17 protein-coding genes are annotated in these 14970 nt (G+C 49.7%); 7 read left to right on the top strand and 10 right to left on the bottom strand.

The annotated features are described in order from the left end of the window. Position 1 precedes the first annotated feature (1 nt). Positions 2–1183: an NADP-dependent malic enzyme gene (locus DI579_RS00680; protein ID WP_290595669.1), complete on the bottom strand. Its 1182-nt coding sequence runs from the start codon at positions 1181–1183 to the stop codon at positions 2–4. A gap of 136 nt (positions 1184–1319) precedes the next feature. Between DI579_RS00680 and DI579_RS00675 the strand changes: the two genes are divergently transcribed. Next, positions 1320–1961, top strand: a complete 642-nt coding sequence (locus DI579_RS00675; RefSeq protein ID WP_290595498.1) for a dTDP-4-dehydrorhamnose 3,5-epimerase family protein — start codon at positions 1320–1322, stop codon at positions 1959–1961. A gap of 40 nt (positions 1962–2001) precedes the next feature. Continuing rightward, a complete protein-coding gene (locus tag DI579_RS00670) occupies positions 2002–3090 on the top strand; it encodes a magnesium and cobalt transport protein CorA (RefSeq protein ID WP_303678541.1) in 1089 nt (362 codons plus the stop codon). Positions 3091–3108: 18 nt separating this feature from the next. On the opposite strand, the gene DI579_RS00665 is transcribed toward DI579_RS00670, so the two are convergent. After that, positions 3109–4119: an FAD:protein FMN transferase gene (locus DI579_RS00665; RefSeq protein WP_290595500.1), complete on the bottom strand. Its 1011-nt coding sequence runs from the start codon at positions 4117–4119 to the stop codon at positions 3109–3111. A 259-nt stretch (positions 4120–4378) separates the two neighbouring features. Between DI579_RS00665 and DI579_RS00660 the strand changes: the two genes are divergently transcribed. The 3 genes from DI579_RS00660 to DI579_RS00650 all read left to right on the top strand — a co-directional run bounded on the left by DI579_RS00660 (position 4379) and on the right by DI579_RS00650 (position 7415). Further along, positions 4379–5671: a CBS domain-containing protein gene (locus DI579_RS00660; protein ID WP_290595501.1), complete on the top strand. Its 1293-nt coding sequence runs from the start codon at positions 4379–4381 to the stop codon at positions 5669–5671. Continuing rightward, on the top strand, positions 5661–6212 hold the full coding sequence (locus DI579_RS00655; RefSeq protein ID WP_303678540.1) for a DUF1003 domain-containing protein: 552 nt from the start codon (positions 5661–5663) through the stop codon (positions 6210–6212). The genes DI579_RS00660 and DI579_RS00655 overlap by 11 nt, the downstream gene beginning before the upstream one ends. A gap of 75 nt (positions 6213–6287) precedes the next feature. Then, positions 6288–7415 (top strand): Mrp/NBP35 family ATP-binding protein, encoded by a 1128-nt coding sequence (locus tag DI579_RS00650; protein ID WP_290595502.1) that lies wholly within the window; start codon positions 6288–6290, stop codon positions 7413–7415. Between the two features lie 110 nt (positions 7416–7525). On the opposite strand, the gene tatB is transcribed toward DI579_RS00650, so the two are convergent. The 3 genes from tatB to sigE all read right to left on the bottom strand — a co-directional run bounded on the left by tatB (position 7526) and on the right by sigE (position 9429). Next, positions 7526–8200: a Sec-independent protein translocase protein TatB gene (gene tatB / locus DI579_RS00645; protein WP_290595503.1), complete on the bottom strand. Its 675-nt coding sequence runs from the start codon at positions 8198–8200 to the stop codon at positions 7526–7528. A gap of 18 nt (positions 8201–8218) precedes the next feature. Beyond that, positions 8219–8680 (bottom strand): anti-sigma factor, encoded by a 462-nt coding sequence (locus DI579_RS00640; protein WP_290595504.1) that lies wholly within the window; start codon positions 8678–8680, stop codon positions 8219–8221. 119 nt (positions 8681–8799) lie between these two features. After that, entirely contained in the window at positions 8800–9429 is a 630-nt protein-coding gene (sigE, locus tag DI579_RS00635) for an RNA polymerase sigma factor SigE (RefSeq protein WP_290595505.1), read from the bottom strand. 224 nt (positions 9430–9653) lie between these two features. On the opposite strand from sigE, the gene DI579_RS00630 reads away from it, so the two are divergent. Then, a complete protein-coding gene (locus DI579_RS00630; protein WP_290595506.1) occupies positions 9654–10295 on the top strand; it encodes an O-methyltransferase in 642 nt (213 codons plus the stop codon). 25 nt (positions 10296–10320) lie between these two features. Here the strand turns inward: DI579_RS00630 and DI579_RS00625 are convergent, their stop codons facing one another. The 5 genes from DI579_RS00625 to dapE all read right to left on the bottom strand — a co-directional run bounded on the left by DI579_RS00625 (position 10321) and on the right by dapE (position 13865). Next, a complete protein-coding gene (locus tag DI579_RS00625) occupies positions 10321–11187 on the bottom strand; it encodes a methyltransferase domain-containing protein (protein WP_290595507.1) in 867 nt (288 codons plus the stop codon). 64 nt (positions 11188–11251) lie between these two features. Further along, the gene (locus tag DI579_RS00620) at positions 11252–11419 is read right to left on the bottom strand and encodes a DUF3117 domain-containing protein (protein WP_290595508.1); all 168 of its coding nucleotides are present in this window, start codon (positions 11417–11419) and stop codon (positions 11252–11254) included. Positions 11420–11498: 79 nt separating this feature from the next. Beyond that, a complete protein-coding gene (locus tag DI579_RS00615) occupies positions 11499–11798 on the bottom strand; it encodes a DivIVA domain-containing protein (protein ID WP_290595509.1) in 300 nt (99 codons plus the stop codon). Positions 11799–11844: 46 nt separating this feature from the next. Then, positions 11845–12627 carry a TIGR00730 family Rossman fold protein gene (locus tag DI579_RS00610; protein WP_290595671.1) on the bottom strand — a complete coding sequence of 261 codons (783 nt, stop codon included), beginning with the start codon at positions 12625–12627 and terminating at the stop codon, positions 11845–11847. A 56-nt stretch (positions 12628–12683) separates the two neighbouring features. After that, positions 12684–13865 (bottom strand): succinyl-diaminopimelate desuccinylase, encoded by a 1182-nt coding sequence (dapE, locus tag DI579_RS00605; RefSeq protein ID WP_290595510.1) that lies wholly within the window; start codon positions 13863–13865, stop codon positions 12684–12686. Positions 13866–14003: 138 nt separating this feature from the next. Between dapE and dapD the strand changes: the two genes are divergently transcribed. Then, positions 14004–14969: a 2,3,4,5-tetrahydropyridine-2,6-dicarboxylate N-succinyltransferase gene (dapD, locus tag DI579_RS00600; protein ID WP_290595511.1), complete on the top strand. Its 966-nt coding sequence runs from the start codon at positions 14004–14006 to the stop codon at positions 14967–14969. Position 14970: the final 1 nt, after the last annotated feature.

Here is a 14970-nt window from a genome sequence, read left to right as displayed (position 1 = left end):
GTTACGATTGCTTAGCTTTTTCTGCAGCAGCTTTCACAGCAGCTGTGACGGCTGGGCATACCCGTGTATCGAGTGGCGATGGAATGATGTAGTCAGCTGCTAAGTCATCCGGGTCGATAACGTCAGCGATGGCATAGGCGGCTGCCTGCAGCATTTCTTCACTGATATCGGTAGCACACGCGTCCAAAGCTCCTCGGAAAATACCGGGGAAAGCGAGAACGTTGTTGAGCTGGTTGGGATAATCAGAACGGCCCGTTGCGACAATGGAAGCATGCCGGTGTGCAACGTCGATAGGTATCTCCGGGTCGGGGTTAGAGAGCGAGAAGATCATGGCGTCAGGAGCCATGGTCTTCACAACGTCTTCTGGTACATGTCCGCAAGACACTCCCACGTAAACATCAGCATCGCGCAGTGCTTCTTCCTGTCCACCGACGATATTGTTCGGGTTGGTGATCTTAGCCAGTTTTTCTTTTACGGGGTTAAGACCATCTCGACCGCGCGAAATAATGCCATGGGAATCTAACACCACAATGTTTTTGACTCCCGCATTGAGAATAATTTTTGTGCAGGCAACGCCGGCAGCACCGGCACCCGAAACAACAACTTTCAGATCTTCTGCTTTGCGCCCGGTAAACCGGCAGGCATTAATCATACCGGCAAGGACAACAACCGCTGTACCATGCTGATCGTCGTGCATGACGGGAATATCGAGTTCTTTTTTCAGACGGTTTTCGATTTCGAAGCAGCGCGGTGCAGAGATATCCTCCAAGTTGATTGCGCCGAAACTGGGTTGTAGACGGATACATGTCTCGACGATCTCATCGGGGTCGGTAGTGTCTAGTACAATCGGGATAGCATTGAGCCCGGAGAACTGTTTGAACAGTGCGCATTTACCTTCCATAACGGGGAGTGCGGCTTTTGGACCAATGTTTCCCAGCCCAAGCACTGCAGTTCCGTCACTAATAACGGCGACCAGGCGTCCTGCCCAGGTGTAGCGCCTGACATCTTCTGGTTTGTCGTAGATGTCGTTACATGCGAGAGCTACTCCAGGGGTGTAGGCAACTGATAAATCGTGCTGGGTATCTAGTGGAGAATGCAGCGCGATATCGAGTTTTCCATCGAGGTGATACTTCAATACTTCTTCTTCTGTTACCGCATCTTCATTAATTGCGGCAGTGAACATACCGTCATCGGCGTTATTACGTGTTGTGATAGTCTGTGTCACTTGTATCCCCTTCACGTCACAATATTTCTCACTAGTGATGTAAGAGACAATACCCTTACTCGTCTTATCCTAGCGACAGGTAAACTTCCATTCCATGCATGTAGTACAACTTCCTCTTCCTCAGTGTTTTCTCTTTGAAGCCCCCACCTTCCCGGATAAACGGGGTTTCTTTTCAGCCCCATTTCATGCCCCTACCTTTATCGATACGGTTGGCTATAAACTGGCTGTAAAGCAAACAAACCTTAGCCCCACTCACCGTGGCGCCGTTCGCGGAATCCACTTCGCAGATGTTCCACCAGGACAATCCAAGTACGTTTATGCAGCTAGCGGGCGTTTATTAGATGTCCTTGTAGACCTCCGTGTAGGTTCTCCAACTTTTTCTCAACATGTTGCCGTCGAGTTGTCACCTAATAGTGGAAAAGCTGTCTTTCTCCCCGAGGGAATGGGACACCTTGTTATTGGACTCACCGATGATGCAGCTTTAAATTATCTCTGTTCAGAGGCCTATAATCCGCCTGCTGAACATGGCATTAACCCATTTGACCCAACTCTTTCACTGCCATTTAACACATGGTGTGAAAAATACGGTCTCGGTAATAAAAGTTGCCTAACACTGTCAGAGAAAGATCAAGCAGCGCCCACATTAAGAGCTGTAAAAGAATCTGAAGCACTTCCCCGCTACGATGAATGTGTCGCTTACTATCATGATTTGCAGCACATGCCATCCGACCACTAACTACTCTCTAGTCCGCCTACCTCATCTACAGGAGCGTGCAATGGGTTTTACTACCTTCTGGGATAAACTCTTCAACCCTCAGAAAAATACTCACGAAGAGTCTAGAGAGAATGCCCATATCCCCACTGCTGAAGCAACCACAGGATGCGATGTTTATGATGAGAACGGACACCACATTGACCGCACGTTCGACTATCGCAGTGGCTTCCATTGGGTAGAAGAGCATCCCGGACATTTCGTATGGCTACAACTCCGCGACCCGAATCGTCGGCAGATGACACACGTAGGGCGTGTCTACAATCTACACGAACTCCTTGTAGAAGACTGCTCTACCGACCACCAACGCCCCAAACTTGAGTCCTTCGACGATTCCCTTACCCTAGTAGCCCGCACCCTCCGCTATGTTGACCACGAAGTTATCGACAATCCTGCAGACGCCGTTGAAACAGGTGAAGTGGTTCTTGTCGCAGGTAAAAACTACTTTATCTCTATACAACACGGCAACGGTCACAGCCTCGATAGAGTCCACAAACGCCTCTCGCACAATCCCGAGGATCTAGCACAAGGTCCCATGATGTGTTTCTACAGCGTCGTCGACCATGTTGTGGACTCATATCTTAAAGTCGCAGCACTCATGGATAACGATATTGACGACCTAGAAGAGGAAGTCTTCGATCCCAACACCGATATCGACATTGATGAAATTTATGCCGTAAAACGAGAAGTGCTGGAAATTAAACACCTCATCTCGCCACTCCGCACACCACTCCACGAACTGTGCAACAGTGACCAAATCTACGTAGACGAAGATATCCGCAGTTACTTCCGCGACGTTGAAGACCACCTCCTGCGCGCCATATCAGACGTGCACGGATTCGATGAAGTGCTCAGCTCCCTCATCGCTGCTGCAGCTGCAAAAGTAGGCGTTGAGCAAAACGTTATTAGCCGTGCATTGTCTGCATGGGCTGCCATCATTGCCGTCCCCACACTTATCGCCAGCATCTACGGTATGAACTTCACATTCATGCCCTTGCTTGAAGTTCACGGAGCCTACTATGTTGTCGTTGCCCTCATGGTGGTCTGGTCAGTCACTATGTACATGGTCTTCAGACGAAAGAAATGGCTCTAATCTCTACTCTGTTACTCTTTATTCTGTTTGTCGACGCCAGGCCGGTGACATTTTTTCGTGGAATGTCCCGCCTTCTTTAACAATCATGGTGCAAGCTATATCCATTTTTATAGCCTGTTCCATACCTTTATCGGGTCCCAATACGTCAAGGCCCGTCGCCAACCCGTCAGCCGTCATACACGAATGATGCATAACAGTTACCGAGGCAAGATTATGAGTAATAGGGCGGCCAGTACTCGGATCAATCGTATGCGAATAACGATGCCCGTCCTTTTCAAAATAGTTACGATAATCCCCCGATGTGGCTACTGAAGAATCGGCTAAATGCACCATCCGGTCTAAGAACGTATCCTCTTGCGATATCGGGCGTTCTACTGCTACCCGCCACGGACCACCATGCGCACTAGCCCCCAGGCCGCGCACCTCTCCCCCCACATCCACTAGGTAACGGTCTATTCCCAATGCTTCTAATTCATCGGCAATGTATTCCACCCCAAAGCCTTTAGCAATAGAAGATAGATCAACATAAAGGTCCGGAATTTTCTTCACCAGTGCATCCCCAACAATGTCCAAATTATTGATGCCGCACTGTGCTTTAGCTCTCCTAATCTCAGCGTCGGTAGGTACCCTATTCGCACGGCCATCTGGGCCAAACCCCCACAAGTTCACTAACGGCCCAACAGTAACATCAAGTTTTCCCGCAGTAACTGCATGAAGACGGATAGCCTCCCGCACCACCGTAATAACGTTTGAAGAAACAGGAAAAGGAGTATTAACGTCACGGAACTGGTTAAACCGAGACAGTTCAGAGTCCGGAATATAGGTGGACATCTGCTGATTAATAGCGGAAAACCGTTCTTCTATCTTTTTACGAACATCCTCAACAGAAGGATTTTTCCCATCATGGAGATACGTAATTGCATAATACGTTCCCATGGTGGTGCCACGAATAACATTCTTTTGTAGGGTCTCATCCAAACTACAGCCCGTTGCTGCCCCCAACCCGAGGACTCCTGCAGACCCAGCCATCCTAAGAAATGTACGTCTGGAAAGATGGCGCGTATTTCTGTACGCACTGTACGTTCTATACACTCTGTGCGCCCAAGGAGCAGAAAATTTCTTTTTCATGACACCGCTCTCGCAGACAATACGCACTACTGCGTCTACCCAGCACTGTCCATCTAGTATAGTGGCACTTCACACCGCATCTTACTGTGGAGTACATGTGACAATGCCTACAGTGTTAATTACGCTACAGTGTTAATTCCGCACGCATTACACTGAATACATGAACTCACCTAACCGTGTTTTCGTAGGGCGACTAGATAATCTTGTCGTTCTCGGCCCCGATGGTGAATCACTTGGTCGCGTTCGGGATGTTGTTCTTACCCTGCAAGATCCCACTTCTTCACCTCGTGCTGTAGGGCTGGTTATTCAGCTTCTCAATAGACGCCGTATCTTCCTCCCCATGCTGCGCATTGCGAGTTTTTCTGAATCTGCCGTCACCCTCGTGACAGGAAACGTCACTGTCCGTTCCTTCAAACAACACCCTATGGAGATCCAAGTACTAGGCGAAATGGTGGACTCCATCGTCCAGGTACGCGATCCTGAAATTGAAGATCTTGACGGTAAAAACGTCGTTGTCACAGATGTTGAAATTGAACAAACACGAAGCCGTGACTGGATTGTTTCCCGGCTAGCCGTACGCCGTCGCACCGGCCCCTTCTCCCGCCGCGGTGCTATCCATCTAGTGGAGTGGGAATTTATTCAAGGGTTCTCTAACACCACTGTTTTGAATAATGAGCAGGATGCGGCTGCTCTTGCCCAACGATATGAGGACATGCGCCCAGCAGATGTTGCCTCCGCTATTCTTAGCCTTCCGCAAAAGCGGCGTCTGGAATTGGCCTCTGTACTTGATGATGAGCGTCTTGCCGATATTGTGCAGGAGCTTCCCGATGACGATCAGACGGAGCTTCTTACAGCGTTACCGCTCGCCCGTGCCGCCGACGTTCTGGAAGCTATGGATCCCGATGACGCCGCTGATGTCCTTGGAGAAATGCCGTCACACGAGGCAGAAAGTCTGCTTAGCCTCATGAATAAGCAGGACGCTGGTACAGTCCGCCGCCTGCTTACATTTAGTCCTGAAACCGCTGGCGGCATTATGACGCCTGAACCCATTATCCTGACTGCACAAACAACTGTGGCAGAAGCACTGGCGCATGTTCGTAATCCAGATCGTTCTGCGGCCGTATCCTCCCTTGTCTATGTCGTGCGTCCCCCTACACAAACTCCCACTGGGAAATATCTTGGCGTTGTGCATACGCAACGATTACTTCGGGAACCACCATCAACACTCATTGGCGATTACATTGATACCGATCTCACTGCGCTCACCCCAGAAGCCTCCACGGAATCGGTAGCTCGTTACCTTGCCACATATAACTTGGTGTGTGGACCGGTGGTGGATAGTACCGGGCACCTACTGGGTGCTGTCAGCGTTGACGATCTGCTCGACCACCTTTTGCCGGAGAACTGGCGCGAAGCAGAAATGGCAGTAAGGGAGGTAGATGATGACAGATAATCATAACCGTCTCGATATTCCTCAGCTGAGTGGACGTCGGCGACGCATCTTCGATACAGAAACTGTCGGTCGTCGTGCTGAAGTAGTGGCGCGTTTTCTAGGTACCGGCAAATATTTGGCCTACCAGACCGTGTTCGTTGTGGGGTGGATCGTCCTCAATATTGTGCTAGCACGCCACGCTTTTGACCCCTACCCTTTTATCCTTCTCAACTTGGCATTTTCGACGCAGGCCGCCTATGCAGCACCGCTTATTCTGCTGGCACAAAATCGTCAAGAGAATCGCGATCGTGTCAGTCTGCAGGAAGATCGTGTACGTGCCGCCCAAACTAAAGCTGATACTGAATTCCTCGCCCGTGAACTTGCCGGTGTCCGTATTGCGGTAGGCGAGACTGTTACACGCGACTACATGCGCCATGAATTAGATGAGATCCATGACACGTTACAAAAGATCAATGAACGACTCGACCACTTATCTAATTCTTCTGATATGCAAGAACATGCTGATAGCGCAGCTATTACTGCACCATCTGAGACATCATAAATTTTCTCAATAGTCTGGCACGCTATAAGCGAGCCCAGTCGATAACTATTCTCTCCACTCGCTAAACTGAAATCCATGACTGCTGTAAATCTTGATGCGGTACAAGCTGCCCTTGCTACTGTAAAAGACCCTGAAATTCACCGCCCCATCACAGATTTGGGAATGGTAGACAATGTCGATATCGATCCCAATGGCCACGTTACTGTAGCTATTCTTCTGACGATTGCGGGCTGCCCCTTACAGTCCTCCATCCGCGATAGTGTCATCTCAGCAGTTTCTCGCGTTGAGGGAGTAACTGCAGTAGACGTCACCTTGGGAGTTATGACGGACGAACAGCGACGCGCAATGCGCCAAAAACTACAAGGTCCTGGCGCCCAAAAAGATATTCCCTTTAATAAGCCCGGTAATCATACAACCGTCTACGCCGTCACCTCCGGCAAGGGCGGAGTTGGCAAATCCTCTACCACTGTGAACTTAGCCGCCACCCTAGCTAAACGCGGCTTTTCCGTAGGCATCTTAGACGCTGATATCTACGGCCATTCCATTCCCCCCATGCTTGGCTCCACTATGCCGCCTACCAAAGTAGACGACATGATGATGCCGCCTGAGGCGCATGGTGTGAAATGTATTTCCATTGCTCAATTCACCGCCGGTAATGCTCCCGTTGTCTGGCGTGGCCCCATGCTCCACCGCGCACTACAGCAATTCCTGACAGACGTGTACTGGGGCGATCTTGACTTCCTCCTCCTCGATCTTCCCCCCGGAACAGGCGACATTGCCCTCTCTATCCCCTCCTTGCTCCCGAATTCCCAGCTCCTCATTGTGACAACCCCACAGACGGCAGCTGCAGAAGTAGCGGAACGCTCCGGCATGATGGCGGCACAAACCAAGCAGAAAGTTGTTGGCGTTATCGAAAATATGTCTTGGATGGAGCTTCCTGACGGTTCCACCGTGGAAATGTTTGGAAATGGTGGCGGTATGACGGTCGCTATGGATCTCACCCGCATGTTGGGATACCAAGTCAACGTGTTGGACCAGATTCCTATGGATGTGCGTCTTCGTGAAGGAGGAGACGCGGGCGTCCCCATCGTCCTTTCTCACCCGGATAGTACTGTGGCTAAAGCCTTCAATAATATTGTTGATCAGCTTCTTGAACAGCGCGAAAGCATTGTTGGACAGTCGCTAGGTATTCAGCCGCATTAATCCCACTATCGTTCCTCTACAGGAAACCATATCTATAACACTGCCCTTCTCAACACTGGTTATGTGCTGAGAAGGGCAGTGAGTTTATATGGTGCAATAAGATTGTTGAGTTAGTCTTCCTCATCAAAGGAAATCTCAACATCTTCTTCGTTAGATTCTTCCCAACTATCCCCCACTGTAAGAGGAGCACTCGGAGATCCTGTTCCTTCCGTGGAGGACGTTTCCTGCGGCCGATATCGCGCTAAACCATCCGCACTAAAAGCAGCTTCCTCAGCCGTAGACGCAATGCCATCATTAATAGTTACTGCAGAAGTAGTGGTGTGATTGTGCAACCTTGTCGCTCCCGATACCGCATCACTGCCCTCATGCCCACTACCTTCATGAGGGCCACGCACCGGTTGCTCAGGTGCTGCCCGGAATGCTGATTCATCAACATCATTGAGACCGCTAAGTTCTTTAAGATCAAAAGTAAGATCTTTCTTCCCCAAATCAACGTCTAGAACAGACGCATCATCATCTAGTAAGTAGTGGATGGCTGCAGCCTTCGGTCCCATTGTTTTAATACGGGCAATTTCTTTTACTGGTTCCTGGAATTCTTTAAGATCCCCGAATTCTTCATCCACGTTATCTTTTAACTGGTCTTGTGCATTATTAGCCCAATCACGCAGTTTACGTAGTCCTTTAGCAAGGCGACGAGCAGCATCTGGGAGACGATCAGGACCTAAAATGATGACAGCGACAACGAGGATAACGAGAATTTCCCCCCAGCCGACATTGCTAAACATAATTCTCTTTCACCACTCTTATTCGCTTCTAAAACCGCTCTGCCACTTCAGTGAAATCCCTTGCGTGAAATGGCGAACGCGCATCCGGATATGTGCTCCCACTGCGCGCCATCCTTCACGTATCTCTTCTTTCTGGGCGATAGTGTGCAATGAACTTACCATATTGTTATCTTCTGCATAGTGCGTAGCCGCGGCATACCCCTCACTAGTTGCTATTTTACGCAAGACCTCATCGTTTGCAGGAATAGCATGGAGCTTGCGAACTAGTGAGTGTGGAGTACTGAGAGGTTTATTCGCCTGTTGAAGACGTGCACGTGCTTGTCTTTGTTGTTCAACCAGTGCCCGGCATTCCGGGCACTGCCGGAGATGCTGTTCCGCCCGCATACGCACGTAATTAGGCATAACGCCATCGACATACACACTGATGGCTTCTTCTGAAAGATGCTCTGTGGACCTAAACGGCACTGTTTTATGGCCCATGCTCCACCTTTCGCCTACACGCCCCAAAAAATCTCTAGAGAACTAGAAAACTCTCTCTACAGTCGAGTATACGGAGCTTATGGCACACTACCAGAGCAGGTGAAAGAAAAGATGAAGAATTATACGAGAACTGGCCTGGTATTACCGAGCTGAGCACGCAACTGGGCGCGACCACGATGGATGCGGGAACGAACTGTCCCAATTTTTACCCCCAGTAGATCAGCAATCTCCTCATAGGTATGTCCTTCAATATCGCAAAGAACTACTGCCACACGATAATCAGGAGAGAGCGAATCCAGTGCACGCTGTAGATCAGGATGCAGGACTTTCTCATCAACAACTGCAGCGGGACCAGCAGAATTAGACACGACACGTTCTGTATCCTCAGGGAGACACTCCATACGAAGAACAGAACGATGGCGAACTTGATCTAAGAAAAGATTAGTCGTAATACGGTGCAGCCAGCCTTCAAAGGTTCCGGGGCGATAACGATCAAGCGAGCGGAACACTCGAATAAAAGTCTCTTGTGTAAGGTCTTCTGCATCCTGCGCATTACCACTGAGACGATATGCTAAGCCATAGACGGAATCTGCGTATGTCCGAACAATCTCATCCCAGTTTTCGCGTGATACCGCCGGAGATTCTACAGTCTCAGCTGACGTGGATATTTCAGCTGGTGTGTGGGTATTCGTGGCCGTCGATGCCTGAGCACGACTATGTATCGTGGTTTCTTTGGGCATCGTAATCATTGGTGTCATCCTTTCATGCACCGTGTTGAATTCCCAAAGAATGTTTCCGGGAACTCAACCAGACACCATGAGTATCGGAAAATGCCTTGCAAAGGCACTGGAATTAGTCTGTGTTTTCCCTGTGAGTTACAAAACACCTCGTCACACCATATTTATCTGTAAAAATTACCATGCTTTCGGTGTTTTACCAGCTATCTTCGGATTATCCTCGTTAAGCTACACTTGTGATTGAGCTTGTAGATTCCATTACGTCCAGCATTATCGAAACACCCGCTCTTAGCGATGCCCGTCAAGAATCCCTCAATAAAGGTTTTACGCCGCTTTCTCCCATTGCGGCAGAAACCGTCACAATGCTGTCCGCTACAACGGAAGTTCACACTGCTGCAATCGTCTCTTCTTCGGGGGCTGTGGCAGCACTCAGCATTGCCCACGGCATGCAGCAAGGTGGTGTTGTCACCTACATCAATCCACAACCTGAACTAGTGGACCATACCCGCCAAAACTACAACGCTGAAAAACCGGCGGGAGTACTGCTGCGCCCCATTACAGGTCTGCCACTAGACGTTATGAGCCGATTGGCTGACGACGCCTACGACCTTGTCTACGTTGAGGACGTCGCTGATCAATTGGGAATTTTTGTGGAGACCTCAGCCCGCCTTCTCCACACGGGAGGAATTCTTATTCTGCCGAATTCCCTCGCTAATGGTCACTTCCTGGAAGAAACAGATCCGGCAGAAGCAACAAACGACGATGATAATAAAGCCATCGCCGCCACTACCCTAGCCGGTATGCTAGCAGAAACTGACGATTTTGAGGTTTTTCGTCTGCCTCTCGATGAAGGAATGACCATCGCACGCCGCGTGTAATAATGTCCATCCAGATGTCTTTACGTTAGCTATCTTTACGCTTGTATTGCCGTATTTCCACAGAGCACGTTATTTGTTGGTGCACAGCGGCTAATTCTGCTGCGGCCGCAGATACTTTTTCTGTATCACTGTGATAGCTCGATGGTCCCATCGTAATGATCTGTTCAATTTGGGAGCGGGTAGGCGTAATTGTCCACTCACACAAATCGCAGTCAACCTCGTCAAAATACTCTATAAATCCTTGGCGTAAACGGTCTGCTTTCTGACTATCCACGTGTACCGCAATACCTGCTGCCACTAGTTCTTGCAGATGGCGTTGAGATGGTGCCACAACAAGCACGCCTCCTCCCGGACGCAATACACGAGCTGCCTCCGCGGGGTTGCGCGGAGCAAAAACATGCATAACGAGGTCTGCGCAAGCATCCTTAATGGGCCACCGCTGCCACACGTCGGCAACAATAGCGCCTACATGACCATCTAACTTTGCAAGACGCTTCGCCGCTGGCACAGAAATATCTGCAGCAATAATGCGTGTTTCTGAACTCACTGCACGTTGTAGCTCATGGGTGTAATAGCCAGTTCCAGCACCCATATCAACAATGACAGGAGTGTGTTGATCACTACTCATAGTCATTTGTGCCCCATGGGCTGCTATACGGCGCGCTAGAGGAGCATAGAGACCGCTGGCGAGAAAAGTATCTCGATTCATCACCATGTGCGCATTATCGCCAGGAAAAGCACGACCTGCTCCAAAAAGTGTGACATATCCTTGACGGGCTACATCGTAGTGGCGTCCCGACTCTGTCGTCAGTACTCGTTTGTCATTTCCGCACCACTGTAATGATTCTCCTGTACGTGGATCAGCTAAATACGCGACAACATCATCCAGCATACTTTTTACCCCACACAACAATAATGTCCGCCGGTTTCCCGACGGACATTAGAGAAAAACTGTATTAAGCCTCAATCTTGGCCAGCTCCTGGCCAAGTTCAACTGCTTCGTCAGGAGTCAGCTCGACAACAAGACGGCCACCTCCCTGCAGGGGGACTCGCATGATAACCATACGGCCTTCTTTGACAGCTTCCATTGGCCCATCGCCAGTGCGTGGTTTCATTGCCGCCATGCTGTGCTTCCTCCTATTTTTGAAATATGCTCGACGTCCATTGTCTCTCATTTTGGAATAAAATGCCAATGATATTGAACTATTCGTGCTTGTCAGAGGGTGTATTGCAGTTTTCACGGCGGGAAAGATCACTCGCAATTTGAGCTAGTGCCCAATCAACTTCTCGACGATCATATCCACGTTTTTCAGAATGAAAACGAAGATTATTAATATCCGCCGACCGTATATCGTGAGCGGGAAGAAACGTTTCTACTGTTGGAGTAGTCTCTGAAAGTTTTCTCTCCTGCGGAAGAAAACTCCATGTCGTTAGCAGGAAAGTGACAATAGCACCCACTACACCAGCAGCAATACAAATAGCTACCCATGCACCTGCACTCATAGCATTCTCCTTGAGTTTTTCAGCACCTGTTTACCAACAGTACCGACTATTCCTCCTCATCCGCTTCGAGTGTTTCATCGTCGTCATCCAATGCATCAGTAAAACTATCAACTTGATGTTGATGAATTTTAATGATGTGACGAACCGCGTCTTGCGCAGAGTCCGTTACATACAAAAGCTTGATATCTTCAGGCGAGATCATTCCCTCATCAAGCAACGTGGTAGTAATCCAGTCCATTAGCGGACCCCAGAATTCACTGCCAAACAAGACAATGGGGAATCGAGAAATTTTCTTCGTCTGTACTAGCGTCAAAGCCTCAAAAAGCTCATCTAACGTACCGAAACCACCTGGCATACAGACAAATGCCTGCGAGTATTTCACAAACATTGTCTTGCGGACGAAGAAGTAGCGGAAGTTCATTCCCAGATCAACCCACTTGTTGATCTTTTGCTCAAATGGCAATTCAATACCTAAGCCAACAGAAAAGCCTTTAGCGTCAACTGCCCCTTTATTCGCGGCTTCCATCTCTCCCGGGCCGCCCCCTGTAACAACCGCATATCCTGCTTTACTGAGTTCTTCAGCAACTTCGTATGCCGCGTGATACCACTTGTTATCTGTTTCTGTACGGGCAGATCCAAAAACACTTACTGCTGGCGGCATTTCCGCTAGTGCACCGAATCCATCAATAAATTCGGACTGGATGCGCATTACTCGCCACGGATCAGTGTGCAACCACCCGGTATCTGGCTGTGGCTGGAGAAGACGAGAATCAGTGGTGGAACCACCGCGCCGCACTTGTGCACGACGTCGTACTACTGGTCCCCTCATATAGGACGCAGCAGATTGATACATGGCATTGGGGTTAGTATTCGTACTTTTCACAATTAATCTTTCTTTACATACTCTGAAGGAGTGGTCAAATAGGTGCGCACAATCTCCGTGACACCAGCGATATGCTCCACTGGACAATGTTCATCCCGCTTGTGGGCAAGAGACGGGTCCCCCGGTCCCAGATTCACAGCTGGCATTCCCATTGCCGCAAAACGTGAAACATCAGTCCATCCATATTTAGCTCGTACTTTTCCCCCAGCCGCGGCAACGAGTGGAATTGCTGCCGGGGCGGAGAGACCGGGCATGGCACTTGCAGACATATCGAGAATTTCCCACGTCAGACCATTGACAATAGTGTCCTGACGAGTACCTTCCGACGTTTCTGTGACGCCTTCTAGGCTCAGCCCCAAGGTGGTGCACACGTAGGATAGGGCCTCTGCTTCTGAACGATCGGGGGCAAACCGAAAGTTTATTTCCACCCATGCTTCATCTGGAATGACGTTCCCGGCTACTCCTCCAGACATTCGCACAGCGTTAAGTCCCTCACGGTAAAGACAGCCGTCAATGTTAACGTCACGAGCTTCATGGCGAGCGAGTTTAGCGAGAACTGGACTTAGCGCATGAATGGCGTTGTCTCCCATCCATGCACGGGCTGAATGTGCACGCAAACCATGGCTTTCAATACGCATACGCATTGTTCCCTGACAGCCTGCTTCAATCCAGCCGCCAGAAGGTTCACCCAGTATGGCCAGATCACCCTGTAATAGTTCTGGATACTCGCGTTGCAAAGCTCCCAGACCATTAAAAGACCCTGTAATTTCCTCGCAGTCATAGTAGACGAGGGTCATATCATGCTGCAGCTGCGGATCGTCGGCAAGAGTATAGAACAGGTGATAAAAGACTGCATCCCCAGACTTCATATCCACGCTGCCACAACCATGAATACAATCTGTTCCCTGCTCTCCCGGCCCACGATAGCTAGGTACATTATTGGCAATGGGAACAGTGTCAAGATGGCCCGCGAGAACAACACGACTTGGTAGTCCACGGTGAGTCCGCGCCACTAGACGATTGCCGTGCCGTTCTACCGTGATAGTTGGGTGATCTACTTGGGCTATTTCCCGAAGCCCGCGCTCTACCGCATCAGCGATAGCAGTTTCCTCCTGCGAAACGGAGGGAATATCCACAAAGTCCTGGGTTAAGGAGATGGGATCACGGCGGGGGTCAAGTATCATAGGAATTTTCATTCTCACCCCCACAGTTTACGGTGGACAAGACTGTTTATGGAGAGTCTTACCATTATTCACTTTGTCGTTAACGACACAATAGTATGTGAACTAGCACACATATCACCTGTACAGTAGGCTGATTTTATGACGACATACGGAGCATTTGCGCGCGGAATCGCGACTGTCACCAGCGATGGCAAAATTCTAGACACCTGGTACATAGACCCAGTTTTACAAGAAACCACAGGTGGTGAAAGCTACACTCACAAGCTCACCCCTGATGATCTCAATTCCAGTTGGGAAAATTTGCTCGGCTACGACGCTGCCCGCGATGTCGAGCGTATAGCTGTAGAAACAGTAATCGCAGATCTTGATACTCCCCCCGTTGACGCATACGACGCTTACTTACGGCTCCACCTCCTCTCCTATCGCTTGGTAAAACCCAATACGATTAACCTGTCAACTCTCTATCGAGTGTTACAGAACGTCGTATGGACCAATTTTGGCCCCTGCTCTGTAGAAACCTTCGCTGCCACACGTCTCAAACTGGTACAGCGTGGACCTGTTATTGTCTACGGCATCGACCGTTTCCCCCGCATGGTCGATTACGTCATCCCCTCTGGGGTACGCATCAGTGATGCCGATCGTGTCAGGCTCGGTGCGTACCTCTCGGAGGGCACCACCGTCATGCATGAAGGTTTTGTGAACTTTAATGCGGGCACTCTCGGTGTCTCTATGGTGGAAGGGCGTATCTCTCAAGGCGTTATAGTAGGAGATGGCTCTGATATTGGTGGCGGTGCCAGCATTATGGGCACACTCTCCGGCGGCGGTACACAGCACATCACCATAGGTGAACGCTGTCTCCTGGGGGCTAACTCTGGCCTTGGAATCCCCCTGGGAAACGATTGTGTTGTAGAAGCAGGCCTTTACATTACTGCCGGCTCCAAAATCATGAACTATCTCGATGGCGATCCCACCGAGGTAAAAGCCTTAGACCTAGCAGGTCGAGACAATGTTCTCTTCCGCCGTAATTCCTTGACGGGTGTAGTTGAAGCCGTCAAGTATGGCAAAGTGGGAATTGAACTGAACGATAGTCTCCATAACAATTAAT

The organism is Lawsonella clevelandensis, from assembly GCF_003241315.1.
Classification (GTDB): domain Bacteria; phylum Actinomycetota; class Actinomycetes; order Mycobacteriales; family Mycobacteriaceae; genus Lawsonella; species Lawsonella clevelandensis_A.
Note: the sequence above shows the minus strand (reverse complement) of the source record. Positions and strands in the feature narration are given on the sequence as shown.